The organism is Pseudomonas sp. TE12508, assembly GCF_056279485.1.
In genome coordinates this window covers 40,976-66,998 of sequence record NZ_JBWCCN010000025.1, presented here as the reverse complement: position 1 = coordinate 66,998, position 26,023 = coordinate 40,976, and the positions used below count along the sequence as shown (strand labels likewise).

At 60.3% G+C, this 26,023-nt stretch carries 22 protein-coding genes; 12 read left to right on the top strand and 10 right to left on the bottom strand.

Features of this window, described 5'->3' with window-relative positions:
- Positions 1-20: 20 nt before the first annotated feature.
- From ACZ9IM_RS27865 to gloB, 7 genes are all read right to left on the bottom strand, one after another.
- Positions 21-1,631: an ABC transporter ATP-binding protein gene (locus ACZ9IM_RS27865; protein ID WP_052964258.1), complete on the bottom strand. Its 1,611-nt coding sequence runs from the start codon at positions 1,629-1,631 to the stop codon at positions 21-23.
- Between the two features lies 1 nt (position 1,632).
- On the bottom strand, positions 1,633-2,652 hold the full coding sequence (locus tag ACZ9IM_RS27860; RefSeq protein WP_427628200.1) for an ABC transporter permease: 1,020 nt from the start codon (positions 2,650-2,652) through the stop codon (positions 1,633-1,635).
- A 1-nt stretch (position 2,653) separates the two neighbouring features.
- Positions 2,654-3,727, bottom strand: coding sequence for a microcin C ABC transporter permease YejB (locus ACZ9IM_RS27855; RefSeq protein WP_007906757.1), 1,074 nt, complete (start codon positions 3,725-3,727; stop codon positions 2,654-2,656).
- A 4-nt stretch (positions 3,728-3,731) separates the two neighbouring features.
- Entirely contained in the window at positions 3,732-5,573 is a 1,842-nt protein-coding gene (locus tag ACZ9IM_RS27850) for an extracellular solute-binding protein (RefSeq protein ID WP_427628198.1), read from the bottom strand.
- Entirely contained in the window at positions 5,570-7,402 is a 1,833-nt protein-coding gene (locus ACZ9IM_RS27845) for an extracellular solute-binding protein (RefSeq protein ID WP_427628197.1), read from the bottom strand. The genes ACZ9IM_RS27850 and ACZ9IM_RS27845 overlap by 4 nt, the downstream gene beginning before the upstream one ends.
- A 282-nt stretch (positions 7,403-7,684) precedes the next feature.
- Positions 7,685-9,139, bottom strand: coding sequence for a transglycosylase SLT domain-containing protein (locus tag ACZ9IM_RS27840; protein ID WP_063343481.1), 1,455 nt, complete (start codon positions 9,137-9,139; stop codon positions 7,685-7,687).
- A gap of 99 nt (positions 9,140-9,238) precedes the next feature.
- Positions 9,239-10,006: a hydroxyacylglutathione hydrolase gene (gloB, locus tag ACZ9IM_RS27835; protein WP_476225577.1), complete on the bottom strand. Its 768-nt coding sequence runs from the start codon at positions 10,004-10,006 to the stop codon at positions 9,239-9,241.
- Between the two features lie 65 nt (positions 10,007-10,071).
- Between gloB and ACZ9IM_RS27830 the strand changes: the two genes are divergently transcribed.
- The 5 genes from ACZ9IM_RS27830 to ACZ9IM_RS27810 all read left to right on the top strand — a co-directional run bounded on the left by ACZ9IM_RS27830 (position 10,072) and on the right by ACZ9IM_RS27810 (position 15,578).
- Positions 10,072-10,830 carry a methyltransferase domain-containing protein gene (locus ACZ9IM_RS27830; protein WP_052964263.1) on the top strand — a complete coding sequence of 253 codons (759 nt, stop codon included), beginning with the start codon at positions 10,072-10,074 and terminating at the stop codon, positions 10,828-10,830.
- Between the two features lie 90 nt (positions 10,831-10,920).
- The gene (gene rnhA / locus ACZ9IM_RS27825) at positions 10,921-11,373 is read left to right on the top strand and encodes a ribonuclease HI (protein ID WP_003180633.1); all 453 of its coding nucleotides are present in this window, start codon (positions 10,921-10,923) and stop codon (positions 11,371-11,373) included.
- Positions 11,374-11,595: 222 nt separating this feature from the next.
- Complete coding sequence (gene dnaQ / locus ACZ9IM_RS27820) at positions 11,596-12,354, top strand: DNA polymerase III subunit epsilon (protein WP_008074393.1); 759 nt, start codon at positions 11,596-11,598, stop codon at positions 12,352-12,354.
- A gap of 339 nt (positions 12,355-12,693) precedes the next feature.
- Positions 12,694-14,949 carry an Orn/Lys/Arg family decarboxylase gene (locus ACZ9IM_RS27815; RefSeq protein ID WP_427628244.1) on the top strand — a complete coding sequence of 752 codons (2,256 nt, stop codon included), beginning with the start codon at positions 12,694-12,696 and terminating at the stop codon, positions 14,947-14,949.
- A gap of 14 nt (positions 14,950-14,963) precedes the next feature.
- A complete protein-coding gene (locus ACZ9IM_RS27810; RefSeq protein WP_429427533.1) occupies positions 14,964-15,578 on the top strand; it encodes a GNAT family N-acetyltransferase in 615 nt (204 codons plus the stop codon).
- On the opposite strand, the gene ACZ9IM_RS27805 is transcribed toward ACZ9IM_RS27810, so the two are convergent.
- Positions 15,544-16,437: a LysR family transcriptional regulator gene (locus ACZ9IM_RS27805; protein ID WP_123495102.1), complete on the bottom strand. Its 894-nt coding sequence runs from the start codon at positions 16,435-16,437 to the stop codon at positions 15,544-15,546. The genes ACZ9IM_RS27810 and ACZ9IM_RS27805 overlap by 35 nt on opposite strands.
- 88 nt (positions 16,438-16,525) lie before the next feature.
- Complete coding sequence (locus ACZ9IM_RS27800) at positions 16,526-16,762, bottom strand: hypothetical protein (protein ID WP_123495100.1); 237 nt, start codon at positions 16,760-16,762, stop codon at positions 16,526-16,528.
- 184 nt (positions 16,763-16,946) lie between these two features.
- On the opposite strand from ACZ9IM_RS27800, the gene ACZ9IM_RS27795 reads away from it, so the two are divergent.
- On the top strand, positions 16,947-17,507 hold the full coding sequence (locus tag ACZ9IM_RS27795; RefSeq protein WP_123359687.1) for an NADPH-dependent FMN reductase: 561 nt from the start codon (positions 16,947-16,949) through the stop codon (positions 17,505-17,507).
- 203 nt (positions 17,508-17,710) lie between these two features.
- Here the strand turns inward: ACZ9IM_RS27795 and ACZ9IM_RS27790 are convergent, their stop codons facing one another.
- Positions 17,711-18,661, bottom strand: a complete 951-nt coding sequence (locus tag ACZ9IM_RS27790; protein WP_123722996.1) for a DUF1853 family protein — start codon at positions 18,659-18,661, stop codon at positions 17,711-17,713.
- 124 nt (positions 18,662-18,785) lie between these two features.
- Between ACZ9IM_RS27790 and ACZ9IM_RS27785 the strand changes: the two genes are divergently transcribed.
- From ACZ9IM_RS27785 to pepN, 6 genes are read left to right on the top strand one after another with little or no spacing between them, the layout of a single operon-like run.
- On the top strand, positions 18,786-19,676 hold the full coding sequence (locus tag ACZ9IM_RS27785) for an NAD(+) kinase (protein ID WP_007906781.1): 891 nt from the start codon (positions 18,786-18,788) through the stop codon (positions 19,674-19,676).
- A complete protein-coding gene (locus tag ACZ9IM_RS27780) occupies positions 19,673-20,647 on the top strand; it encodes a metallophosphoesterase (protein WP_427628252.1) in 975 nt (324 codons plus the stop codon). The genes ACZ9IM_RS27785 and ACZ9IM_RS27780 overlap by 4 nt, the downstream gene beginning before the upstream one ends.
- Positions 20,644-21,516: a rhomboid family intramembrane serine protease gene (locus tag ACZ9IM_RS27775; RefSeq protein WP_476225573.1), complete on the top strand. Its 873-nt coding sequence runs from the start codon at positions 20,644-20,646 to the stop codon at positions 21,514-21,516. The genes ACZ9IM_RS27780 and ACZ9IM_RS27775 overlap by 4 nt, the downstream gene beginning before the upstream one ends.
- A 30-nt stretch (positions 21,517-21,546) precedes the next feature.
- Entirely contained in the window at positions 21,547-21,807 is a 261-nt protein-coding gene (locus tag ACZ9IM_RS27770) for a YeaC family protein (RefSeq protein WP_192343680.1), read from the top strand.
- Positions 21,804-22,634, top strand: coding sequence for a DUF2797 domain-containing protein (locus ACZ9IM_RS27765; protein ID WP_063343486.1), 831 nt, complete (start codon positions 21,804-21,806; stop codon positions 22,632-22,634). Before ACZ9IM_RS27770 ends, ACZ9IM_RS27765 begins: the two co-directional genes overlap by 4 nt.
- Positions 22,635-22,644: 10 nt before the next feature.
- The gene (pepN, locus tag ACZ9IM_RS27760; protein WP_476225570.1) at positions 22,645-25,302 is read left to right on the top strand and encodes an aminopeptidase N; all 2,658 of its coding nucleotides are present in this window, start codon (positions 22,645-22,647) and stop codon (positions 25,300-25,302) included.
- Positions 25,303-26,023: the final 721 nt, after the last annotated feature.

Below are 26,023 nucleotides of genomic sequence, written 5' to 3'. Positions count from 1 at the left end.
TGTTGCTCCTCTTTTCAGGTTTATTGCGCAGTGGCTGGTGCCAGAAAAGCGGCTTCCAGCAACTGCTGTGTATACGGATGTTGGGGGGCGGCAAAGATACTTTGCGCGTCTCCCTGTTCGACCACTTGGCCATGCTTGACCACCATCAGCTGGTGGCTCAGCGCTTTGACGACAGCCAGGTCATGGCTGATAAACAAATACGTCAGGTTGTACTTGGTTTGCAGTGAACGTAGCAGCTCCACCACTTGGCGTTGCACGGTGCGGTCGAGGGCCGAAGTCGGCTCGTCCAGCAGAATCAACGCCGGTTTTAGCACTAATGCCCGGGCAATGGCGATTCTCTGCCGTTGCCCACCGGAAAATTCGTGGGGGTAGCGGTGCCGGGTTTCCGGGTCCAGGCCTACCTCCTTGAGTGCCGCAATAATCGCTTGTTCCTGTTCTGCCTCGGTGCCCATCTTATGGATCCGCAGGCCTTCGCCGACGATCTGGCTCACGCACATCCGTGGGCTCAGGCTGCCGAAGGGGTCCTGGAACACCACCTGCATTTCCCGGCGCAGCGGCCGAACTTCGCTCTGCGTCAGGCAGTCTAGCTGCTTGCCTTCAAAACGTATGGTGCCTTTGCTACCGATCAGACGCAAAATCGCCAGGCCGAGCGTCGACTTGCCGGAACCGCTTTCTCCCACAATCCCCAGGGTCTGGCCCTGGGGCAGGCTGAAATTGATCCCGTCGACCGCTTTAATATGGTCCACGGTCTTTTTCAGAAAGCCTTTCTTGATCGGGAACCAGACTTTCAGGTCCTCGACCTGCAGCAACGGCGGGCCAATCACATTGGTCGCCGGCTTGCCGCTGGGCTCCGCTGCCAGCAGTTCCCGCGTGTACGGATGCTGCGGCGCGCGGAACAATTCTTCGCACGATGCCTGTTCGACGATGCAACCGCGCTGCATGACACATACCCGATGCGCAATTCTTCGTACAAGGTTCAAATCATGACTGATCAGTAACAACGCCATGCCTAGACGGGCCTGCAATTCCTTGAGCAGTTCGAGAATTTTCAGTTGAACGGTCACGTCCAGGGCCGTGGTCGGTTCGTCGGCGATCAGCAATTCCGGCTCATTGGCCAGGGCCATCGCGATCATCACCCGCTGGCGCTGGCCGCCGGACAATTCGTGGGGCAGGGCCTTGAGACGCTTTTCGGGCTCGGGGATGCCGACCATTTCCAGCAGTTCCAGCGTGCGCTTGGTCGCGACTTTACCGGTCAGGCCTTTGTGGATGCCCAGGATTTCGTTGATCTGTTTTTCGATCGAATGCAGCGGATTGAGCGAGGTCATCGGCTCTTGAAAGATCATCGCAATCCGGTTGCCGCGGATGTGGCGGATGGTTTTCTCTTTCAGATCCAGCAGATTCCGGTCGGAATAAGTGATGGTGCCGGACGGGTGCCGGGCCAGCGGGTAGGGCAGCAGCCGCAGGATCGAGTGGGCGGTCACCGATTTACCGGAGCCGCTTTCGCCCACCAGCGCCAGGGTTTCGCCGCGTTTGATGTCGAAGCTCACGCCCTCGACCACCCGCTGCACGCGTTCACCGACGACAAATTCGACGGCCAGGTCGCGCACTTCGATCAGATTGTCCTGATTCATTTCACTTCCTCGGGTCGAAGGCATCGCGAGCGGACTCGCCGATGAACACCAGCAGACTCAACATCAACGCCAGCACCGCAAACGCACTCATACCCAGCCACGGCGCTTGCAGGTTGGATTTGCCTTGGGCCACCAGTTCACCCAGGGACGGCGCGCCCGGCGGCAGGCCGAAGCCGAGGAAGTCCAGGGCGGTCAGGGTGCCGATGGCGCCGGTCAGGATGAACGGCATGAAGGTCATGGTCGAGACCATGGCGTTGGGCAGGATGTGGCGGAACATGATCGCACCATTCTGCATGCCCAGCGCCCGAGCCGCGCGCACGTATTCCAGATTCCGGCCGCGCAGGAACTCGGCGCGCACCACATCCACCAGGCTCATCCACGAGAACAGCAGCATGATCCCCAGCAGCCACCAGAAATTAGGCTGCACGAAACTGGCCAGAATGATCAGCAGGTACAGCACCGGCAACCCGGACCAGATCTCCAGAAAACGCTGCCCGGCCAGATCGACCCAGCCGCCATAAAAACCCTGCAAGGCCCCGGCGATCACGCCGATGATCGAGCTGAGAATGGTCAGCGTCAAAGCGAACAGCACCGAAATCCGGAAGCCGTAAATAACCCGGGCCAGCACATCGCGCCCCTGATCGTCGGTGCCCAGCAGGTTATCGGCCGAAGGCGGCGCGGGTGCCGGGACTTTCAGGTCGTAGTTGATGCTCTGGTAGCTGTAGGGGATCGGGGCCCACAAGACCCAGGCGTCCTTGGCCTTGAGCAGCTCGCGAATGTACGGGCTCTTGTAGTTGGCTTCCAGCGGGAATTCGCCGCCGAACGCGGTTTCCGGGTAACGCTTGAGGGCCGGGAAGTACCAGGCGTCGTCGTAGTGCACCACCAGCGGTTTGTCGTTGGCGATCAGTTCGGCACCGAGGCTTGCGCCGAACAGAATCAGGAACAGCCATAACGACCACCAGCCACGCTTGTTGGCCTTGAACAGTTCGAAACGTCGGCGATTGAGAGGGGACAGGTTCATCTCAATGCTCCCGGCTTTCGAAGTCGATGCGCGGATCGACAAAGGTGTAAGTGAGGTCACCGATCAATTTCACCACCAACCCCAACAGGGTAAAGATGAACAGCGTGCCGAAAACCACCGGGTAATCGCGGTTGATCGCTGCTTCAAAACTCATCAAACCGAGGCCGTCGAGGGAGAAAATCACTTCCACCAGCAACGAACCGGTGAAAAAGATCCCGATGAACGCCGAAGGAAAACCGGCGATCACCAGCAGCATGGCGTTGCGAAACACATGGCCGTAGAGCACGCGATGGCGGGTCAGCCCCTTGGCCTTGGCGGTGACCACGTATTGCTTGTTGATTTCATCGAGGAAGCTGTTCTTGGTCAGCAGCGTCATGGTCGCGAAGTTGCCGATCACCAATGCGGTCACCGGCAGCGCCAGGTGCCAGAAGTAATCGAGGATCTTGCCGCCAGTGCTCAGCTCATCGAAGTTGTTCGAGGTCAGGCCCCGTAGCGGGAACCAGTCGAAATAGCTGCCGCCGGCGAACACCACAATCAGCAGGATGGCGAACAGGAACGCCGGGATCGCGTAACCGACGATGATCGCCGAACTGGTCCAGACGTCGAAGTGGCTGCCGTGTCGCGTCGCCTTGGCGATCCCCAGAGGGATCGACACCAGGTACATGATCAGCGTGCTCCACAGCCCCAGGGAGATCGACACCGGCATCTTTTCCTTGATCAGGTCGATGACCTTGGCGTCGCGGAAGAAGCTGTCGCCGAAATCCAGGGTGGCGTAGTTCTTGATCATGATCCACAAACGTTCCGGCGCCGATTTATCGAAGCCGTACATGTGCTCGATTTCCTTGACCAGCGCCGGGTCCAGGCCTTGCGCCCCACGATAGGCCGAGCCGGCCACCGACACCTCGGCACCGCCGCCGGCAATGCGGCTGGTGGCGCCTTCGAAGCCTTCGAGCTTGGCGATCATCTGTTCCACCGGCCCGCCGGGGGCGGCCTGGATGATCACGAAGTTGATCAGCAAAATGCCGAGCAGGGTCGGGATGATCAGCAGCAGTCGCCGAAAAATATACGCCAGCATCTGATTACTCCGTGCCCGCAGGGTCGGCTTGCAGTTTGGTTTCGACTTCTATCGGCAATGTCGCGTTGGGCTTGACCCACCAGGTATTGATGCCGATGTCATATTTGGGCGAAACCTTCGGGTGGCCGATGTGGCTCCAGTACGCCACGCGCCAGGTCTTGATGTGCCAGTTGGGGATCACGTAGTAACCCCATTGCAGCACCCGGTCCAGTGCCCTGGCGTGGGCCACCAGGCTTTGGCGTGAGTCGGCGTTGATCAGTTGCTCGACCAGTTGATCCACCACCGGGTCTTTCAGGCCCATGGAGTTGCGGCTGCCCGGTTTGTCGGCCGCGGCGGTCATCCAGAACTCGCGCTGTTCGTTACCCGGCGAGTTGGACTGCGGGAAGCTGCCGACGATCATGTCGAAGTCCCGGGAGCGCACGCGGTTGATGTATTGCGAGACGTCGACCCGGCGGATCACCAGGTCGATGCCCAGGTCGCTGAGGTTGCGCTTGAACGGTAGCAGCACCCGCTCGAACTCGGTCTGGGCCAGCAGGAATTCGATGGTCACCGGTTTGCCGGTGGCGTCGACCATTTTGTCGTCGACGATCCGCCAGCCGGCCTCTTGCAGCAGTTGATAGGCCTTGCGCTGCTGAGTGCGGATCATGCCGCTGGCGTCGGTCACCGGGTTCTGGAACGCCTCGCTGAACACTTGCTCGGGAATCTTGCCGCGCAATGGGTCCAGGATCGCCAACTGATCGGCGTCGGGGAGGCCGGTGGCGGCCATTTCCGAGTTTTCGAAGTAACTGCGGGTGCGCGCGTAGGCGCCGTTGAACAGTTGCTTGTTGGTCCATTCGAAGTCCAGCAACAGGGTCAGTGCCTGACGCACACGCACATCCTGAAACACCGGGCGGCGCAGGTTGAACACGAAGCCTTGCATGCCGGTGGGGTTGCCGTTGGCTATTTCTTCCTTGATCAGCCGACCTTCGGCCACCGCCGGAATGTTGTAGGCCTTGGCCCAGTTTTTCGCGGCCGATTCCAGCCAGTAGTCGAACTGACCGGCCTTGAGCGCTTCCAGCGCGACGGTGTTGTCGCGGTAGTAGTCGGTGGTCAGCACGTCGAAGTTGTAGAAGCCGCGATTGACCGGCAGGTCCTTGCCCCAGTAATCCTTGACCCGCTCATAGCGCACCGAGCGTCCGGCCTTCACTTCGCTGACTTTGTACGGGCCACTGCCGAGCGGCAGTTCCAGGTTGCCCTTGTTGAAGTCGCGGGTAGCCCACCAATGCTTGGGCAGCACCGGCAACTGGCCGAGGATCAGCGGCAATTCACGGTTGTTGTTGTGCTTGAACTTGAACAGCACTTTGAGCGGGTCTTCGGCGACCACTTCCTCCACGTCGCTGTAATAGCCGCGGAAGAGCGGGGCGCCGTCCTTGATCAGGGTCTGGAAGCTGAACACCACATCTTCGGCACGTACCGGATGGCCGTCGTGGAAGCGTGCTTCGGGACGCAGGTAGAAGCGCACCCAGCTGTTGTCCGGGGCTTTCTCGATTTTGCCGGCGATCAGGCCGTATTCGGTAAACGCCTCATCCAGACCCTGTTTGGCCAGGGTGTCGTAGATCATGCTGATGTCGTCGGCCGGCACGCCTTTGTTGATGAACGGGTTGAGGCTGTCGAAGCCACCGAACCCGGCCTGACGGAAGATCCCGCCCTTGGGGGCGTCGGGGTTTACGTAATCGAAGTGTTTGAAGTCGGCCGGGTATTTCGGCGGCTCGTTGTACAGGGTCAGGGCATGTTGCGGGGCGGCGCAGGCCAACCCGGCGAACAACAGACCGCTGGCCTGCAAGAGCAGGGCGCGTACGGGTTTCATCGATCTTTCTCCGAAGATTTCAGCCACCACGCGCTCAGGCCCAGGGTGTAGGGCGGCGTGGTGACGAAGGCGAACCGGTTGCGGTAGGCCAGGCGGTGATAATTGAGGTACCAGTTGGGAATGATGTAGTGCTGCCACAGCAGTACCCGGTCGAGCGCCTTGCCGGCGGCGACTTGTGCATCACGGGTCTGGGCGGCGAGCAGTTGTTCAAGCAAATGGTCGACCACCGGGTTGGCGATACCTGCGTAATTCTTGCTGCCCTTGACCCCGACCTGGCTGGAGTGGAAGTACTGCCATTGCTCCAGACCCGGGCTGAGGGTCTGGTTGAGGGTCATCAGGATCATGTCGAAATCGAACTGATCGAGGCGTTGTTTGTACTGGGCGCGATCGACCGTGCGCAGCCGTGCGTCGATGCCGATGCTGGCGAGGTTCTCGACGTAAGGCTGAAGGATGCGCTCCAGGTTCGGGTTGACCAGCAGGATCTCGAAACGCAACGGTTGGCCGATGGTGTTCTGTAGCCGTTGACCGTTGAGCTTCCAGCCGGCCTCGGCGAGCAGCTCCAGGGCCTTGCGCATGGTTTCCCGCGGAATGCCGCGGCCTTCGGTCTGCGGCAGGCTGAACGGCTCGGTGAGCAGCTTGGCGGGCAACTGATCGCGATAGGGCTTGAGCAGCAGCCACTCATGACCGACCGGTAGCCCGGTCGCGGAGAACTCGCTGTTGGGGTAATAACTCATGGCGCGTTTGTAGGCGCCGCTGAACAGCGTGCGGTTGGTCCACTCGAAGTCGAACATCAGCCCCAGCGCTTCGCGGACCTTGGCCTCGGCGAAAGTTGGCCGCCGGCTGTTCATGAACAGGCCCTGGCTCTGGGTCGGGATCTGGTGCGCGATTTGCGCCTTGATCACATCGCCACGGCGCACGGCCGGGAAGTTGTAACCGTTGGCCCAGTTCTTCGCCTGGTGTTCGATGTAGATGTCGAACTCACCGGCCTTGAACGCTTCGAAAGCCACGTCGCTGTCACGGTAGAACTCGACTTCCATGCGATCGACGTTGTACTTGCCGCGATTGACCGGCAGGTCTTTGCCCCAGTAATCCTTGACCCGTTCGAAGACGATCTGCCGCCCGGGCGTTACCGAGGTGATGCGATACGGCCCGCTGCCCAATGGCGGCTCGAAGGTGGTGGCCTTGAAATCGCGACCTTCCCAGTAATGCTGGGGCAACACCGGCAACTCGCCCAGGCGCAGGATCAGCAGCGGATTACCGGAGCGTTTGAAGACGAAACGGATGCGCCGTGGGTTGAGAATATCCACCCGCGACACTTCCTGAAGGTTGGTGCGGTATTGCGGATGACCTTCCTTGAGCAGCAAACGGTAAGAGAACGCTACGTCGTAAGCGGTGATCGGCGTGCCATCGTGGAAACGCGCTTCGGGGCGCAGGTTGAACACCACCCAGCTGCGGTCCTCGCTGTATTCCACCGATTGGGCAATCAGGCCATAACTGGAGGTCGGCTCATCGCCGGAGGGCGCGTATTGGCCGGTTCCGACCATCAGCGGTTCATTGAGTTCGTTGATGCCGTACTGCAGGAAGTTGGCGGTGGAAACCGGGCTCGAACCCTTGAATGTGTAAGGGTTGAGCGTATCGAAGGTGCCAAACGCCATCACCCGCAACGTACCGCCCTTGGGCGCTTGCGGGTTGACCCAGTCGAAGTGGGTAAATCTGGCCGGGTACTTGAGCGTGCCGAACTGCGCATAACCATGGCTTTCGCTGATCGTCGCGCTTGCGGGGGAGCTCAAGGCCAGGCTGATCAGGAGCAGGAGGAGGGGACGCTTCAAGTCAGAGATCCGATCCAGGCGGCTTGGGCTTTGTGGGCCGTACAGTAACAGCTTGTATCGACAGGAAAAAGACGGGGGCTTAATGCGTTGTTAATTGTGAGGTGATGGTCCGGTGGATTGCAGAACCTGTGGCGAGGGAGCTTGCTCCCGCTCGGCTGCGAAGCAGTCGTAAACCTGACTGCGCGGTGTCAGAAATCATCGGGTTTCAGGTTTTGGGGGTGCTTCGCTACCCAGCGGGAGCAAGCTCCCTCGCCACAAAAAAGCCCCATTGCCCGAAGCCGCTTAATGCGGCGAAGCAACCGTCAGCATCTGCCCCGGTTTCAGCGCCTGGCCAACCCGAGGGTTCCAGCGCTTGAGGTGCTGCATTTCAACGTTGAAGCGTTTGGCGACCATGTACAGCGAGTCGCCTTGCTTGACCTTGTATTGGGTCTGTTGCGTCTTGTTGGTTACCTTGCCGTTGGTCTTGCTGTTCACCGCGACCACGGTGTTGACGCGCCCGGATTTGCGCTTGGTGGTGTCCTGCATCACCAGGGTCTGGCCGACCTTGAGGTCTTTGCCGTTCAACTTGTTCCAGCGTTGCAGGTCTTTGACCTCGACCTTGTTGGCCTTGGCGATGGTGCCGAGATTGTCGCCGCGTTTGACCCGATAGGCGCGCTTGAGGCTGGCGATTTCGCTGTCGTCTGCCCCTTCGAACACCGGCTTGAGCGATCGTTGGCTGATCAACTCTTCAGGACGCATGGTCGACAGGCTGGCAGTCAGCAGTTGCGCCTTGGACGTTGGCACCAGCAGATGCTGGGGGCCGTCGATGGTGGTGCGCTGCTTGAAGGCCGGGTTGAGCTGGAACAGTTCGTCTTCGTCGATGTTGGCGACGGCGGCAACCTTGGACAGGTCCATGCGCTGGTTGATTTCGACGACCTGGAAGTACGGTTCGTTGGCGATCGGGTTGAGGTTCACGCCATAGGCGTCGGGTGCGAGGACCACTTGCGACAGGGCCAGCAGCTTCGGCACATAGGCCTGGGTTTCCGCTGGCAGCGGCAGGTTCCAGTAGTCGGTCGGCAGGCCTAGTCGTTCGTTGCGCTCGATGGCCCGGCTGACCGTGCCTTCGCCGGCGTTGTAGGCCGCCAGGGCCAGCAGCCAGTCGCCGTTGAACATGTCGTGCAGGCGGCTCAGGTAATCCATGGCCGCGGTGGTCGAGGCGGTGATGTCGCGCCGGCCATCATAGAAACGGGTCTGACGCAGGTTGAAGTAACGCCCGGTGGACGGAATGAATTGCCAAAGACCCACCGCGTCGGCCCGGGAATAGGCCATCGGGTTGTAGGCGCTTTCAATCACCGGCAACAGCGCCAGTTCCAGCGGCATGTTGCGTTCTTCAAGGCGTTCGACGATGTAGTGAATGTAGAGGCTGCCGCGTTCGCCGGCGTTTTCGAGGAAGGACGGATTACTGGCGAACCACAGGCGCTGTTGCTCGATGCGCGGGTTGACGCCCAGGTTGTCCTGCAACTGGAAGCCCTGGCGCATGCGCTCCCAGACGTCCTGTGGAATTTGCGGTGTTGGTTTTTCGCTGAGCCAGACAGGTTTCTGTTTGGCTCGAGCGGCGATATTCGGAGTGTGTGTCGCTTCGGTCTGCGGCACATGGCTGGAACAGCCCGCCAGAGTGGCGGACACAGCCACCGCAATGGCTTGAGCCAAGCGGGTCAATGCGTCTGAATTGATGGCTTTACGAATAGGTGACGACATTGGCTGGAAGTAAGTTCCGGGCAAAAATGTCGGGCGATTCTAGAAAGCGCACCCCCTGCGGTCAACCATTCAGAATTTTTGTACCAGCGTGATGGCTACTTAGAACTTATCTTTCCAAGCGCGTAGAGCAGCAAAAACCGCACTCGGAGCCCGGTTATGGGTTCCATTCCGTTCGTCCACTTTTTCTTTAACGGATGTTTCGTCGACACGCAAAAACGGGTTGGTTAGCTTTTCAAGCGCCAGAGTAGAGGGCAGCGTCATGATTCCGGCTTCACGTTGTGCGGTGACTTTTTCCAGACGTGCGGCGGTGTCCGGATTGCCCGGTTCTACCGCTGCGGCAAACCTCAAGTTGCTCAAGGTGTATTCGTGAGTGCAGTACACCAGCGTGTCTTCGGGCAGCGCGGCGAGGCGGCTCAGCGAGTGATGCATTTGCTCCGGCGTGCCTTCGAACAGGCGTCCGCAACCGGCGGCGAACAGGGTGTCGCCGCAAAACAAATGGCCCTGGTGATAAAAGGCGATGTGCCCGAGGGTATGCCCCGGCACCTGGATGACATCGAAGTCCCAGCCCAGCACGCTGATGCGATCATTGTCCTTGAGCGCCACGTCCCGCGCCGGGATGCTTTCACTGGCCGGGCCATAGACTGTCGCGTCTGTCGCTTTTTTCAGCCGCTCGACGCCGCCGACATGGTCATGATGGTGATGAGTGATCAAAATATCGCTTAACACCCAACCCGGGTGCGCCGCGAGCCAGGCTTGTACTGGCGCGGCATCGCCCGGATCGACCACGGCGCAGCGCTGGGTGCTGTGGTCTTGTAACAACCAGATGTAGTTGTCGGTGAAGGCGGGCAGGGCACTGATCTGTATCATCGTCGGATTCGCCAAGCGGAAAACATTGGCGCATCTTAGAACTTCCTGGCGCGTTGGAGAATGCAATGACCGATAAAGCGTTCGCTCAGGCCGATCCTGAGTGGCTGACATTGATCAGCGCAGCCCGTGAATGGCTGTCCGGGCCCATCGGGCAATTTCTGCTGGACGAAGAACGACGCATGCTCGAAGACGAGTTGGGGCGCTTCTTCGGCGGCTACCTGGTGCATTACGGCCCTTCGGCGCAGACGCCGCCGTCGGCGCCGCAGGTCCAGCGCAATGTGCGGCTCGGCGCGCCGTTGCCGGGCGTGGAGATCGTTTGCGAAGAGCAGGCCTGGCCTTTGAGCGAACACGCCGCCGATGTGGTGGTGTTGCAGCACGGGCTGGATTTCTGCCTGTCGCCCCACGGTTTGCTGCGCGAAGCGGCGAGCAGTGTCCGGCCTGGCGGGCATCTGCTGATTGTCGGGATCAATCCCTGGAGCAGTTGGGGCCTGCGTCATGTATTCGCCCATGACGCCTTGCGCAAGGCCCGTTGCATTTCGCCGTCGCGGGTTGGCGACTGGCTGAATCTGCTGGGCTTCGCGCTGGAGAAACGCCGCTTCGGGTGCTATCGTCCGCCGCTTGCGTCGCCTGCCTGGCAAGCCCGTCTGGCCGGTTGGGAGCGCAAGGCCGGTGACTGGCAGTTGTCGGGTGGTGGCTTCTATTTATTGGTCGCGCGCAAGATTGTGGTGGGCCTGCGGCCGGTGCGTCAGGAACGGCGCGAACCGATGGGCAAACTGATTCCGTTGCCGATGGCCAAGGTCAACCGTCGTCACCTCGAACCGTAATACACATTTTTTTCCCGGCCGGGGTCGCCCCGGCCTCGGGCATCGTCGGTCACCGATCGGCGAGCCACCGCATTTTCTGGATAGATTGGCATGAGCGATAGCGTAGAACTCTTCACCGATGGCGCCTGTAAGGGCAACCCTGGCCCGGGCGGCTGGGGTGCATTGCTGGTGTGCAAGGGCGTTGAAAAAGAACTCTGGGGCGGCGAAGCCAACACCACCAACAACCGCATGGAGTTGATGGGCGCGATCCGTGGCCTGGAAGAGCTCAAGCGCTCCTGCGACGTACTGCTGGTGACCGACTCCCAGTACGTGATGAAAGGCATCAACGAGTGGATGGCCAACTGGAAGAAACGCGGCTGGAAAACCGCGGCCAAGGAACCGGTGAAAAACGCCGATCTGTGGAAGCTGCTCGACGAGCAGGTCAACCGCCACAACGTCACCTGGAAATGGGTGCGCGGGCACATCGGCCATCACGGCAACGAACGGGCCGACCAACTGGCCAACCGTGGCGTTGATGAAGTGCGTGGGTACAAGCAGGCCTAGACCCTGATCGTTCCCACGCTCCGCGTGGGAACGCAGCCCGGGACGCTCTGCGTCCCATTGGAACGCGGAGCGTCCCTTGAGGCATTCCCACGCAGAGCGTGGGAACGATCAGTGGGAGCGAGCCTGCTCGCGATGGGCGCAACACGGTGTATCTGAAAGACCCCGGCGAGCGTGTTAACATCGCCGCTTTTGCACGATTGACCCGTTGAGAGCTGAGCACTGATGGCCACCAGATCCGTTGTACTCGATACCGAAACCACCGGCATGCCGGTGACCGACGGCCACCGGATTATCGAAATCGGTTGTGTCGAGTTGATCGGTCGGCGCCTGACCGGCCGGCATTTCCACGTTTACCTGCAACCGGATCGCGAGAGTGACGAAGGCGCCATCGGTGTCCACGGCATCACTAATGAATTCCTGGTGGGCAAGCCGCGTTTCACCGAAGTGGCCGATGAGTTCTTCGAGTTCATCAAGGGTGCGCAGCTGATCATCCATAACGCGGCGTTCGATGTTGGCTTCATCAACAACGAATTCGCCCTGATGGGCCACCACGACCGCGCGGACATCACGCAACACTGTTCGATTCTCGACACCCTGATGATGGCCCGGGAACGTCACCCGGGGCAGCGCAACAGCCTCGACGCCTTGTGCAAACGCTATGGCGTCGACAACTCCGGCCGTGAGCTGCACGGCGCCTTGCTCGACTCCGAGATTCTCGCCGACGTTTACCTGACCATGACCGGCGGCCAGACCAGCCTGTCGCTGGCCGGTAACGCGTCCGATGGCAATGGTTCAGGTGAGGGCGCGGATAACTCCGCCACCGAAATCCGTCGCCTGCCGGCCGATCGTCAACCGATCCGGATCATCCGTGCGAGTGAAGAAGATCTGGCCCAGCACGTTGCGCGTCTTGAAGCCATCGCCAAATCTGCCGGCGCTCCGTCGTTGTGGCAGCAATTGGCTGAGGCCAAGGCTCAGGCCTGAGCCCCTTCGAGCGGAAGGGCTTTTGTGGCGAGGGAGCTTGCCTGTGGCGAGGGGGCTTGCCCCCGTTGGGTCGCGAAGCGGCCCCGGATTTTGTCAGATTCACCGCATTGGCAGGTTTACGACTGCTGCGCAGCCGAACGGGGGCAAGCCCCCTCGCCACAAAAAACCTGTTCCTCCAAAAACTCCATTACAGAAATCCTCCCTCATCCGGGCTGTCAGGCCACATGCTGGTGCACCCGCCGACCCACTTCAGGGCATCCCCCTCGCCACATGCGCTCCAACCCTCTACCCTGAGGTTATTGGCAGGCCACGGTCTGCCGCCTCAGGACACCGAGCCCCATGTATAAAGATTTGAAATTCCCGGTCCTGATCGTCCACCGCGACATCAAGGCCGACACCGTTGCCGGTGATCGTGTGCGTGGCATCGCCCGGGAGCTTGAGCAGGAAGGCTTCAGCATCGTCTCGGCGGTCGATTACAACGAAGGGCGTCTGGTCGCCTCGACTCATCACGGCCTCTCTTGCATGTTGATTGCCGCCGAAGACGCCAGCACCCATGCTCATCTTCTGCATAACATGGCCGAGCTGATCCGCCTGGCACGGGTTCGGGCGCCGGACCTGCCGATCTTTGCCTTGGGCGAACAGGTGACCCTGGAAAATGCCCCGGCTGACGCCATGGCCGAGCTCAATCAACTGCGCGGCATTCTTTATTTGTTCGAAGACACCGTACCCTTCCTTGCCCGGCAAGTCGCCCGCGCGGCGCGCAAATATCTGGACGGGCTGTTGCCGCCGTTCTTCAAGGCGCTGGTACAGCACACCGCCGATTCCAATTATTCCTGGCATACCCCCGGCCATGGCGGCGGCGTGGCGTATCACAAGAGCCCGGTGGGGCAGGCGTTTCATCAGTTTTTCGGGGAAAATACGCTGCGTTCGGATTTGTCGGTGTCGGTACCGGAACTCGGTTCGCTGCTCGATCACACCGGTCCGCTGGCCGAAGCGGAAGCGAGAGCCGCGCGTAATTTCGGCGCCGATCACACCTTTTTCGTGATCAATGGCACCTCAACCGCCAACAAGATCGTCTGGCATTCCATGGTGGCCCGCGATGACCTGGTGCTGGTGGATCGCAACTGCCACAAGTCGGTGCTGCATTCGATCATCATGACCGGCGCGATTCCGCTGTACCTGTGCCCGGAACGCAATGAACTGGGCATTATCGGCCCGATTCCGTTGAGCGAATTCAGCCGTGAGTCGATCCAGGCCAAGATCGACGCCAGCCCGCTGACCAAGGGCCGCGAACCCAAGGTCAAGTTGGCGGTGGTGACCAATTCGACTTACGACGGCCTCTGTTACAACGCCGAATTGATCAAGCAGAGCCTGGGCAACAGCGTCGAGGTCTTGCATTTCGACGAGGCCTGGTACGCCTACGCGGCGTTTCACGAGTTCTTCGCCGGCCGTTACGGCATGGGCACCTCTCGCAGCGAAGACAGCCCGCTGGTGTTCACTACGCACTCCACGCACAAATTGCTGGCGGCGTTCAGTCAGGCGTCGATGATTCACGTTCAGGACGGCGGTGCGCGGCAGCTCGACCGCGACCGTTTCAACGAAGCGTTCATGATGCACATCTCGACCTCGCCCCAGTACAGCATCATCGCCTCGCTGGACGTGGCCTCGGCGATGATGGAAGGGCCGGCTGGCCGTTCGCTGTTGCAGGAAATGTTCGACGAGGCCCTGAGCTTTCGCCGGGCCCTGGCCAATCTGCGCCAGCACATCGCCGCCGATGACTGGTGGTTTTCCATCTGGCAACCACCCTCGGCCGAGGGTATTGAGCAGGTAGTCACCGAAGACTGGTTGCTGCAACCCGACGCCGATTGGCACGGCTTTGGCGGTGTGACCGACGACTACGTGCTGCTCGATCCGATCAAGGTCACGTTGGTGATGCCGGGTTTGACGGCGGGCGGTGCCCTGAGCGCGCGCGGGATTCCGGCGGCGGTGGTCAGCAAATTCCTCTGGGAGCGCGGACTGGTCGTGGAAAAGACCGGGCTGTATTCGTTCCTGGTGCTGTTCTCCATGGGCATCACCAAGGGCAAATGGAGCACGCTGCTGACCGAGTTGCTGGAGTTCAAGCGCAGTTACGACGCCAATGTCAGCCTGGCCACCTGCCTGCCGTGCGTGGCGCAACACAATATTGCCCGTTATCAAGGCATGGGTTTGCGCGATCTGTGTGATCAATTGCACGCCTGTTATCGCAGCAATGCCACGGCCAAACACCTCAAACGCATGTACACCGTACTGCCGGAAGTCGCGATGAAGCCGGCGGACGCCTATGATCAATTAGTACGCGGGGAGGTTGAGGCTGTTTCGATCGATGCTCTGGACGGGCGGATCGCAGCGGTAATGCTGGTGCCATACCCGCCGGGGATCCCGTTGATCATGCCCGGCGAGCGGTTCACCGAGTCGACCCGTTCGATCATCGATTACCTGAAGTTTGCCCGTACGTTCGACAGCAGCTTCCCCGGATTTGTCGCCGATGTGCATGGCTTGCAACACGAAGACGAGGGCAATGGACGGCATTACACCGTCGATTGCATCAAGGAATGAGGACCTTTCCGAGTATGCAACCAGTAATGAATCCCAAATACCCAGGCCTCTCGGTGCGTGTCGCCGATGAGGGGTTTGCGGCTTATATCTGGGGCAGTGATTTCAGTTTTGAAGTCGCCGCCTATGGTGCCGCGCAAATCGGTAAGCCGGTGGCGCAGTGGCCGGTGACGCCAATCACCCCGTATCGCAAGTGTTACGGCATCGATCCCGAGGAATTCAGCAGTTTTCGCGATGCCGCCGACAGTGAAATTTTCATGGCCTATCTGGATGACGAGCCGGTGGGGCATTTAGTGGTCAGCACCAACTGGAACGGCTTCGCCCATATCGATGAATTGGCGGTGCATGCGCCGGCGCGCCGTCATGGCGTGGCCAAGGCGTTGCTGGACGTGGCGCAGTTCTGGAGTCGCAAGAAAAAACTGCCGGGCATCATGCTGGAAACCCAGAACAACAACCTGGGTGCCTGTCGGCTTTATGAGCGCTGTGGCTATGTGGTGGGCGGAATCGATCACCTGCGCTACCGCGGGATCGATCCGAATACCGCTGAAATGGCGCTGTTCTGGTATCGATTATTCGATAATCCGCTGGAAAACCCGCTCAGCTCGCCAGCATCGCCACGGCTTGTTCCGTGATGATGTCCAGCAGCGCTTGAACGGCCGCAGAGGGCTCGGCGCTCTTCAGGCTCAAGGCATACACGCTGATCGGCACGGCAGGCGCCAGCGGGCAGGCATCGAGCCCGGCCGATTTGGCGCCGAGGGCGGTAAATGGGTCGACGATCGCCAGACCTTCACCGGCCTCGACCATGCTGCGCATCATCTGATGAGTCTGTACCCGTGTCTGAATGACCGGGGCAGGGCGTAGCGCATGCAGCTTGTTGTCCAGTGCCGGGCTTAACGGATCGTGACCTTCCAGGCCGACCATCGACTGGCCAGCCAGGTCCTGCAGCGAAATGTACTTCTGTTTCGGTTGCAGCCAGCCATGGGGTGCCAGTAGCTGGAGCTTGCCTTGAGCGATGACCTGGCAATGGATATCGGCGTGGTCCGGGTCATGCAGGCTCAGGCCCAGATCGCTTTCACGCAGCAGCAGACTTCTGACAATCGCGCCGGTCGGCTGGCTCAGGAGGGTGCAAGGTGCGTCGGGGAGGCGTCGGCGCAGGGCCGCGATGCTGTGTGGCAACAGGTGTTGTGCCAGCGGCGGGGTGCAGATGATGCGCAGGGGCGGGGCCAAATATTGCTTGAGGCTGCTGGCCAGTCGCTGGACCGGCTCGAGGGCTTCGTAGACGTGGGCGATCTCGACTTGCAGCTCCCGTGCTTCGCGCGTGGCTTGCAGACGACCACGCACGCTGGCAAACAGCATGAAACCCAACTGATCCTCGGCATCACGCAGGGTGCGTTCAACCTCGGCCACTGGCAGCTGCAGCCATTCGGCGGCGGTGCCCAGGTGACCGGTCTGCAGGAGCGCCTGGATCACTTCGATATGACGTAAACGCATGCGTGAAGTCCATGTTCAGCAGGTGAGGGAGTCAGTCACTGAATCCTAACTCAAGTGCGCGCATATGACTTCTGCTCATAACAGCGAGTTATGAGGCCACGTTCGTTTCAGGTTCGCGAGTGAGGGTGACGCCCGATTGCACCAGCACAAATTCGTTGTCGTCGAGTTTGTTGAGCCGGTCGCCAATGGCCAGCTTATAGGTGCTGACAGGCACCGAGCCGGCGAGGCCGTCGTGCGACGGGGTGGATTCCTGGAACTCATGCACGGAATAAACGCGGCCTTCCGCGTCTCTTGCATGGAACTGACCGACGAGTACTGCTGCCATCTGCTTAGAACCTCTGGAGATAAATCACTCAATTTGCGGTTCTGTAGACCGTGGTTGGGCGAGGTAAGTTTTCCTACAGGAAAAAAATAGTCAGGGGCGCTGTTTTTCCGTCGCCCGCTGGTTGAATCGTCATCTGATCATCTATAACTAGAAGCTCTTCCCATTGGACAGTCGAGAATCTTCCATGAGCAACGTCTACGAGATCGCCGTTCTGGTCGGCAGCCTGAGAAAAGCGTCGATCAACCGCAAGGTTGCGCTGGCGCTGGCCGAGCTGGCGCCTGCCAATCTGAAGCTGAACATCGTCGAAATCGGCGATTTGCCGCTCTACAATGAAGACATCGATGGCGAATCACCGCCGGCAGCCTACAGCACTTTCCGACAACAAGTGAGTTCATCCGACGCGGTGCTGTTCGTGACCCCGGAATATAACCGTTCGGTACCGGCGCCATTGAAGAATGCGATCGACGTGGGGTCGCGCCCTTATGGCAAGAGCGCCTGGAACGGCAAGCCGGGTGCGGTGATCAGCGCTTCACCGGGCGCCGTCGGCGGATTTGGCGCCAACCACAACGTGCGCCAGTCCATGGTGTTTCTCAATGTGCCGTGCATGCAGCAACCGGAAGCCTACCTGGGCGGCGCCGGTTCAGCGTTTGATGAGGCGGGCAAGTTGTCAGAGTCGGTCAGGCCGTTCTTGCAAAAATTCATCGATGCGTATGCGCTGTGGGTTGAGCAGCATAAAAAGCAGTGACCTTTCCCTTGTAGCAGCTGCCGAACCTGTAGGTCGGGATTGTGTTGATGGTGACGCCGGCGGCGCTGGCGTTGCGGTTGTCTATCTGAACCGTGTCGACCCTATCGCGAGCAGGCTCGCTCCCACAAGGATCTTCGCCATACGGGGATCCAATGTGGGAGCGAGCCTGCTCGCGATAGGGCCAGTCCATTCACCACAAAAACTCAACCATTACCTGGCACATTCGGCCAAAGATCGGACACCAGAAACAGTCGCTCGGCTTCTTCCCAATCTCCTTCGCCATTCTCTGTCAGCCGCACCATCAATTGCGCCGGTGCCAGCGGGTCCAGATCGCTCAGCCATGCGCTCAGCTGTTCAGCATTCCAGGTTTGCTCTTCGGGATAGTGCGCCGGCGCCAGCCAGGCATGGCGGGGCAGGGGTTGCCAGCGGCCGAACGGGCGTTGCACGACAAAGTCCGCCCAGTCCTTCTGATGCAGCCAGCTACCGCGCAAATGCTGAGGGTGCGCGCCGCTGGGTGATTCGGCCTGCCCCGGCCACGGATAGAGCAGATAACCGCCCAGCCACAGATGCGCACTGAACTGCTGGATATCCAGAGACGCCAGCACTGCACGGCTTTCCGCCCGCGCGGAAATCGGTAACTGATGCTGGCTCAGGTGCTTGAGTTTACGGTCGAGCCGATCATGACAACCCGGTCCGAGCCACTGCGCGGTGTCGTGGCCGTCACCGTTCTGTGGCCCCAGATAGAGCTTGATCGCCAGTTCCAGGTGATGCACGCCATCGCGATCACGCAGCAGCATGTCCAGCTCACCCAGGGTGTGGCCTTCACGGCGGATCGGCATGTTGGCGGCAATCAGTTCGATGCCCGGCGCGTGTCGCACGGCGTATTGCCACAGCCGCTCGTAGTACAGACCCAGCCGCCGGGTCCTGGCCTGGGCCAGCCAGTGCAGCAAGTCGTAGCTGTCGCGATCCAGTTGCCTGAGCCAGTGTTCCAGGCGCTCCGGTGCCTGCACCCAGTCGCTGCCCGCCAGCGGATGACGCTGCGGCCACGGGGTGACGCTGAGCATCGGCGGCGCGAGGATGACCCAAGCCAGGTCGCGCACTTCAGGGTGGCGCAACTGGTGAGGTAACTGGAGCAAATCTGGAAATAGGATCATCTTGCGAGCATAGCCCGAAACGCGAGCGCACCGTTGTGGCTGAAAGGGTTTTGTCTACGCCGCGCTTTCGCCCATAATCGTGTTTTTCGCCGTCGCAGGCCCTCCGCATCCTAATAGGAGCCCCATGGAGCAATTTCGTAATATCGGCATCATCGGTCGCCTGGGCAGTTCTCAGGTGCTGGATACCGTCCGCCGACTGAAACGGTTTCTGCTCGATCGTCACCTGCACGTGATCCTCGAAGACACCATCGCCGAAGTCCTGCCGGGTCATGGCCTGCAAACTTCGTCGCGCAAGATGCTTGGTGAAGTCTGTGACATGGTGATTGTGGTCGGTGGTGACGGCAGCCTGCTGGGCGCCGCCCGGGCGCTGGCCCGACACAATATTCCGGTGCTCGGCATCAACCGGGGCAGTTTGGGATTCCTGACCGATATTCGCCCTGATGAGCTGGAAGTCAAAGTCGCCGAAGTGCTCGACGGCCACTACCTGGTGGAAAACCGCTTCCTGCTGCAAGCCGAAGTCCGGCGCCACGCCGAGGCCATCGGTCAGGGCGATGCACTGAACGATGTGGTGCTGCACCCCGGTAAATCGACGCGGATGATCGAGTTCGAGTTGTACATCGATGGCCAGTTCGTCTGCAGCCAGAAGGCCGACGGCCTGATCGTCGCCACGCCGACCGGTTCAACCGCCTACGCACTGTCGGCGGGCGGCCCGATCATGCATCCCAAGCTCGACGCTATTGTGATTGTGCCGATGTACCCCCATACCTTGTCAGGTAGACCGATCGTGGTCGATGGCAACAGTGAGCTGAAAATCGTCGTGTCCAAAGATATGCAGATTTACCCGCAAGTTTCCTGTGACGGGCAGAATCACTTCACCTGCGCGCCCGGTGACACCATCACCATCAGCAAGAAAGCGCAGAAACTGCGGCTGATTCACCCGCTTGACCACAACTACTATGAAGTCTGCCGGACGAAACTCGGCTGGGGCAGCAAGTTGGGTGGTGGAGGCGACTGATGCTCGATCCCGCGCGTAGCTACGACCTGATCGGTGACGTGCACGGTTGCGCTCTGACCCTTGAGCACTTGCTCGACCGGCTCGGTTATCACAAACAGGCTGGCGTCTGGCGGCATCCGTCGCGCATGGCGGTGTTCCTCGGCGACATCATCGACCGCGGCCCGCGGATTCGCGAGGCGCTGCACATCGTCCACGACATGGTCGAAGCCGGCCAGGCGCTGTGCATCATGGGCAACCATGAATTCAACGCCCTCGGCTGGAGCACGCCGGCGTTGCCGGGCAGCGGCCAGCAGTTCGTGCGTGAACATACGCCGCGCCACGGTCGCCTGCTCAAGGAAACCCTGACTCAGTTTGAAGATCATCCCGAAGATTGGCATGACTTTCTGCAATGGTTCTATGAATTGCCTCTGTTCGTCGATGCCGGGCGTTTCCGGGTGGTGCATGCCTGTTGGGACGCCGGCCTGATCGAGCCGTTGCGAGGGTTGTTCCCCGACGGTTGCATCGATGAGCACTTCCTCCAGGCCTCCGCGGTGCCGGGCAGTTTTGCCTGCACCGTGTTCGATCGCCTGTTGCGCGGCACCGACATGCGCTTGCCTCACGGCTTGACCATGACCAGCGGCGACGGCCTGACGCGCTCGTTTTTCCGCACCAAATTCTGGGAAGACGACCCGCAAACCTACGGAGATATCGTGTTCCAGCCCGACGCCTTGCCTGAGCCAGTAGCCCGCACGCCGCTGTCGTCCAGCGAAAAAGACAACTTGCTGCGCTACGGCGTCGATGAGCCGTTGTTGTTCGTCGGCCACTACTGGCGCAGCGGCAAACCGGCACCGATCCGCCCGAACCTGGCGTGCCTGGATTACAGCGCGGTGCTCTACGGCAAACTGGTCGCTTATCGTCTGGATCAGGAAACCCGTCTCGACCCGCAAAAATTTGTCTGGGTCGATGTCGAGCGGCCGGAGGTGCTGCAATGACGGCGGTGGCGGTATTGCGTCTGCCTCTGGCGGTGGATTTGAGCGGGTTTGTCAAACTGCTGCAGCGCATGCAAGTGCCCCATCGGGTCAGCGAAGAGGCGGGCGAGCAAGTGCTGTGGGTGCCGGCCAACATCAGCGAAGACGTGCGCTCATTGTACGAACGCTTTCCCGCCGGCGACCCCGATCAGCAACTGGATATCCCGATCGCGCAGACGCAGCCGCGTCCGGGCTTCGTCGAGCAGTTGCGCTACAGCAAGGCTACGGCGTTGGTGCTGTTGCTGAGCCTGATCGTCGCCATGGTGACGATGCTGGGCGATAACCTCGACACGATGCGCTGGCTGACCTTCCTCGATTTCCGTGTGGTCGGCGAGTACATCCATTTCACGCCATTGGCCGACAGCCTGGCGGCGGGGCAGTGGTGGCGTCTGGTCACGCCGATGCTGATCCACTTCGGCATCCTGCACCTGGCCATGAACGGCATGTGGTACTGGGAACTGGGGCGGCGCATCGAGTCGCGGCAGGGCAGCATCAACCTGATCGGCCTGACGCTGCTGTTCAGCCTGGTGTCCAACTATACCCAATACCTTTTCAGCGGCCCGAGCCTGTTTGGCGGGTTGTCCGGTGTGCTGTACGGCCTGCTCGGGCATTGCTGGATCTTCCAGGTTCTGTCGCCGAACCCGGCGTATCGCCTGCCCCGAGGGGTGTTGGTGATGATGCTGGTGTGGTTGCTGCTATGCCTGTCCGGGCTGGTCTCGATGATCGGCTTCGGCCAGATTGCCAACGCGGCCCACGTCAGCGGGTTACTCATCGGATGCTTCACCGGTTTGTTGGGCGGTTTGTACAACCGCCGTAAACTGACTTCCAAATAAGCTATGTGATTAAAGAGCGCGGAGCCCTTGATGTCCTCTTTTAACGAAATGATCAAAAACATCACCCCGGATATCTACCGGAGCCTGAAACTGGCGGTGGAAATCGGCAAATGGTCCGACGGTGGCAAACTCACCGCCGAGCAGCGCGAACTGTCCCTGCAAGCGATGATCGCCTGGGAAATCCAGAACCTGCCCGAGGAAGAACGCACCGGCTACATGGGCCCGCAGGAATGCGAGTCGAAGTCGATTGAAGTGCCAAACATTCTGTTCAAATCGGATGCCGTCCATTGATCGAGATTGGCCGCGGTGCAATCAGCAAAATGTCGGCGCGCCTTGACGGGCCGAACGTTCAGTACGCTTTTCGTCTGGGCGACGCCGAGGTACCGGTCAATCCGTTGATCGGCACCACGGTGCGCCTGGAATACCTGGGAGCGATCCACTGCACCCATTGCGGACGCAAGACCAAAACCAGTTTCAGCCAGGGTTACTGCTACCCGTGCATGACCAAACTGGCCCAATGCGACCTCTGCATCATGAGCCCGGAGCGTTGCCACTACGACGCCGGCACCTGCCGTGAGCCTGCGTGGGGCGAAAAATTCTGCATGACCGATCATGTGGTGTATCTGGCCAATTCGTCGGGGATCAAGGTCGGCATAACCCGCGCCACGCAACTGCCCACTCGTTGGCTCGATCAGGGCGCCAGCCAGGCCTTGCCGATCATGCGCGTCGCGACCCGTCAGCAGTCAGGCTTCGTCGAAGACCTGTTCCGCAGCCAGGTAGCCGACAAGACCAACTGGCGTGCTTTACTCAAGGGCGATGCGGTATCGGTGGATCTGGCGCAGGTTCGCGATCAGTTGTTTGAAAGTTGTGCGCAAGGTTTGCAAGGTTTGCAGGAACGATTTGGCCTGCAAGCAATCCAGACCATTACCGATGTCGAACCGCTCGAGATCCGCTATCCGGTCGAGCAATACCCGGCCAAGATTGTCAGCTTTAACCTGGACAAGAACCCGATTGCCGAAGGCACGCTGCTGGGGATCAAGGGCCAGTACCTGATTTTCGACACCGGCGTGATCAATATTCGTAAATACACGGCCTACCAGCTCGCCGTGCATCAGTAAGGATTCCAGTATGCGCACCGAACAACCGAAGATGATCTACCTGAAGGACTATCAGGCGCCTGAGTACCTGATCGACGAGACGCACCTGACCTTCGAGTTGTTCGAGGACCACAGCCTGGTCCATGCGCAACTGGTGATGCGCCGCAATCCTGAACGTGGCCCGGGTCTGCCGCCGCTGGTGCTGGATGGCCAGCAACTCGATCTGCTATCCGTGACGTTGGCCGATCGCGAACTGAGCGCTGCCGACTATCAGCTGACCGAGAATCACCTGACCCTGCACCCGGCCAGTACAAGCTTCACGGTCGACACCAGCGTCAGGATCCACCCGGAAACCAACACGGCCCTGGAAGGCTTGTACAAATCCGGCACCATGTTCTGCACCCAGTGTGAAGCCGAAGGTTTCCGCAAAATCACCTATTACCTCGACCGCCCGGACGTGATGAGCACGTTCACTACCACGGTGGTCGCCGAGCAGCACAGCTATCCGGTGCTGCTGTCCAACGGCAACCCGATTGCCTCGGGTCCCGGCGAAGACGGCCGGCACTGGGCGACCTGGGAAGACCCGTTCAAGAAACCGGCCTACCTGTTCGCGCTGGTGGCCGGTGACCTGTGGTGCGTCGAAGACACCTTCACCACCATGACCGAGCGCTCCGTGGCGCTGCGCATCTATGTCGAGCCGGAAAACATCGACAAGTGCCAGCACGCGATGAACAGCCTGAAGAAGTCCATGCGCTGGGACGAAGAGGTTTACGGTCGAGAGTACGACCTGGACATCTTCATGATCGTCGCGGTCAACGACTTCAACATGGGCGCCATGGAAAACAAGGGCCTCAACATCTTCAACTCCAGCGCCGTGCTGGCCCGCGCCGAAACCGCTACCGACGCCGCGCACCAGCGTGTAGAAGCAATCGTTGCCCACGAATACTTCCACAACTGGTCGGGCAACCGTGTGACCTGCCGCGACTGGTTCCAGCTGTCGCTCAAGGAAGGCTTCACCGTGTTCCGGGATTCGGAGTTCTCCGCCGACATGAACTCGGCCACGGTCAAGCGCATCCAGGACGTGGCGTACCTGCGCACTCACCAGTTCGCCGAAGACGCCGGCCCGATGGCCCACGCCGTGCGCCCGGACAGCTTCATCGAGATTTCCAACTTCTATACCCTGACCGTGTACGAAAAGGGTTCGGAAGTGGTCGGCATGATCCACACCTTGCTTGGCGCCGACGGTTTCCGCAAAGGCAGTGACCTTTACTTCGAACGCCATGACGGCCAGGCCGTGACCTGCGACGACTTCATCAAGGCCATGGAAGATGCCAACGGTGTCGACCTGACCCAGTTCAAACGCTGGTACAGCCAGGCCGGCACGCCTCGTTTGGCGGTGAGCGAGTCCTACGACGCCGCGGCAAAAACCTACAGCCTGACCTTCCGCCAGAGCTGCCCGGAAACCCCGGACAAGGTGGAAAAGCTGCCATTCGTGATTCCGGTGGAACTGGGCCTGCTGGACAGCAAGGGCGGCGAAATTGCCCTGCGTCTTGCCGGTGAAACCAGTGCTCAAGGCACTTCGCGGGTTATTTCGGTGACTGAAGCCGAGCAGACCTTCACCTTCATCGACATTGCGCAAAAGCCGCTACCTTCGTTGCTGCGCGGCTTCTCGGCGCCGGTGAAACTGAGCTTCCCGTACAACCGTGATCAGCTGATGTTCCTGATGCAGCACGACAGCGACGGTTTCAACCGCTGGGATGCCGGTCAGCAATTGTCGGTGCAGGTGCTGCAAGAGTTGATCGAACAGCAACAGAAGGGTGAAGCGCTGGTGCTGGATCAGCGTTTGGTTGCAGCGCTGCGTACCGTGCTGTCCGATGAGACGCTGGATCAGGCCATGGTCGCCGAAATGCTTTCGCTGCCGGGCGAGGCGTATCTGACCGAGATCAGTGAAGTGGCTGATGTAGACGCCATTCACACGGCCCGCGAGTTTGCCCGTAAGCAATTGGCTGAAGGCTTGTTCGAGGCATTGTGGCTGCGTTATCAGGCCAATCGCGATCTCTCGAAGAAAACGCCGTATGTGGCCGAAGCCGAGCATTTCGCCCGCCGCGCGCTGCAAAACATTGCGCTGTCGTACCTGATGCTCAGCGGCAAGCCGGAAGTGTTGGCGGCAACCCTTGAACAGTTCGACACCAGCGACAACATGACCGAGCGTCTGACGGCGTTGGCGGTGTTGGTCAATTCGCCGTTCGAAGAGCAGAAAGCCACGGCGTTGGCGACCTTCGCCGAACACTTCAAGGACAATCCGCTGGTCATGGATCAGTGGTTCAGCGTTCAGGCCGGCAGCACATTGCCGGGCGGTCTGGAGCGGGTCAAAGCCTTGATGCATCACCCGGCGTTCACGATCAAGAACCCGAACAAGGTGCGGGCACTGATCGGCGCGTTTGCCGGGCAGAACCTGATCAACTTCCACGCAGCTGACGGTTCCGGGTATCGGTTCCTGGCGGATCTGGTGATCGAGCTGAATGGGTTTAACCCGCAGATCGCTTCTCGCCAACTGGCGCCGCTGACTCGGTGGCGCAAATACGACGACGCTCGTCAGGCGTTGATGAAAGGTGAGCTGGAGCGGATTCGCGCTTCGGGGCAACTGTCCAGCGATGTGTTTGAAGTGGTCAGCAAAAGCCTGGCCTGAGTTTGGCCTTGCTCCCGCAGAGTTCACTCGGACCTCTGTGGGAGCGGGCTTGCTCGCGAAGGCGGCCTGATAGCCGACCTGTTTCTTACAGATTTACACCGATCAAATTGTGGGAGCTGGCCTGCCCGCGACCGGGATTGTTTGATGGTGTACATATCCGTTTCTGCGGTAACGGCCACTTAAGGTTCCGCTCTTACAGCGGGTCACTTTGGAAAAGCGCCAAAGTAACCAAAACGCTTTTGCCCCTTTCGTTCGGTGCCTCGCCCAGGCTCGGCATGCCCTCGCTCCGGTCCTGCTCCGTGGGCCCGCCGCCATCGGCCATCCATGGCCGGGGGCGGCTAACCCGGCATCCATGCCGGGTTGCCCACTACGCAGAACCTCCACTCGGCCTCTCGAGGGGGCGGTGCGTCAACATCAAAAGCGAGGCGGCCTACCGGCCGGCCTGACTTCAAGTGAACGCATGTCCCTGTAGGAGCTGTCGAGCGAAGCGAGGCTGCGATCTTTTGATCTTGCCGTTGCCGTTGCCGTTGCCGTTGCTTCTGCTGTTGCTTTGGCATTGGATCTGCCGCCCCTTTCCCAGAGGCCGAACGCAGGCGTTGCGCAGAGGGCACCGCGGCAAGGATGCCGCGGTAGCCGCCCCCGGCCATGGATGGCCGATGGCGGCGGGCCCCCGGAGCAATGCCGGAGTGAGGGCATGCCGAGCCTAAGCGAGGCACCGAAT

What these genes read in the sequence shown, in the direction of transcription:
- ACZ9IM_RS27865 (WP_052964258.1), bottom strand. Translation starts at nt 1,631, where the DNA reads ATGAATCAGGACAATCTGATCGAAGTGCGCGACCTGGCCGTCGAATTT.
- ACZ9IM_RS27860 (WP_427628200.1), bottom strand. Translation starts at nt 2,652, where the DNA reads ATGAACCTGTCCCCTCTCAATCGCCGACGTTTCGAACTGTTCAAGGCC.
- ACZ9IM_RS27855 (WP_007906757.1), bottom strand. Translation starts at nt 3,727, where the DNA reads ATGCTGGCGTATATTTTTCGGCGACTGCTGCTGATCATCCCGACCCTG.
- ACZ9IM_RS27850 (WP_427628198.1), bottom strand. Translation starts at nt 5,573, where the DNA reads ATGAAACCCGTACGCGCCCTGCTCTTGCAGGCCAGCGGTCTGTTGTTC.
- ACZ9IM_RS27840 (WP_063343481.1), bottom strand. Translation starts at nt 9,139, where the DNA reads ATGTCGTCACCTATTCGTAAAGCCATCAATTCAGACGCATTGACCCGC.
- gloB (WP_476225577.1), bottom strand. Translation starts at nt 10,006, where the DNA reads ATGATACAGATCAGTGCCCTGCCCGCCTTCACCGACAACTACATCTGG.
- ACZ9IM_RS27830 (WP_052964263.1), top strand. Translation starts at nt 10,072, where the DNA reads ATGACCGATAAAGCGTTCGCTCAGGCCGATCCTGAGTGGCTGACATTG.
- rnhA (WP_003180633.1), top strand. Translation starts at nt 10,921, where the DNA reads ATGAGCGATAGCGTAGAACTCTTCACCGATGGCGCCTGTAAGGGCAAC.
- dnaQ (WP_008074393.1), top strand. Translation starts at nt 11,596, where the DNA reads ATGGCCACCAGATCCGTTGTACTCGATACCGAAACCACCGGCATGCCG.
- ACZ9IM_RS27815 (WP_427628244.1), top strand. Translation starts at nt 12,694, where the DNA reads ATGTATAAAGATTTGAAATTCCCGGTCCTGATCGTCCACCGCGACATC.
- ACZ9IM_RS27810 (WP_429427533.1), top strand. Translation starts at nt 14,964, where the DNA reads ATGCAACCAGTAATGAATCCCAAATACCCAGGCCTCTCGGTGCGTGTC.
- ACZ9IM_RS27805 (WP_123495102.1), bottom strand. Translation starts at nt 16,437, where the DNA reads ATGCGTTTACGTCATATCGAAGTGATCCAGGCGCTCCTGCAGACCGGT.
- ACZ9IM_RS27800 (WP_123495100.1), bottom strand. Translation starts at nt 16,762, where the DNA reads ATGGCAGCAGTACTCGTCGGTCAGTTCCATGCAAGAGACGCGGAAGGC.
- ACZ9IM_RS27795 (WP_123359687.1), top strand. Translation starts at nt 16,947, where the DNA reads ATGAGCAACGTCTACGAGATCGCCGTTCTGGTCGGCAGCCTGAGAAAA.
- ACZ9IM_RS27790 (WP_123722996.1), bottom strand. Translation starts at nt 18,661, where the DNA reads ATGATCCTATTTCCAGATTTGCTCCAGTTACCTCACCAGTTGCGCCAC.
- ACZ9IM_RS27785 (WP_007906781.1), top strand. Translation starts at nt 18,786, where the DNA reads ATGGAGCAATTTCGTAATATCGGCATCATCGGTCGCCTGGGCAGTTCT.
- ACZ9IM_RS27775 (WP_476225573.1), top strand. Translation starts at nt 20,644, where the DNA reads ATGACGGCGGTGGCGGTATTGCGTCTGCCTCTGGCGGTGGATTTGAGC.
- ACZ9IM_RS27770 (WP_192343680.1), top strand. Translation starts at nt 21,547, where the DNA reads ATGTCCTCTTTTAACGAAATGATCAAAAACATCACCCCGGATATCTAC.
- pepN (WP_476225570.1), top strand. Translation starts at nt 22,645, where the DNA reads ATGCGCACCGAACAACCGAAGATGATCTACCTGAAGGACTATCAGGCG.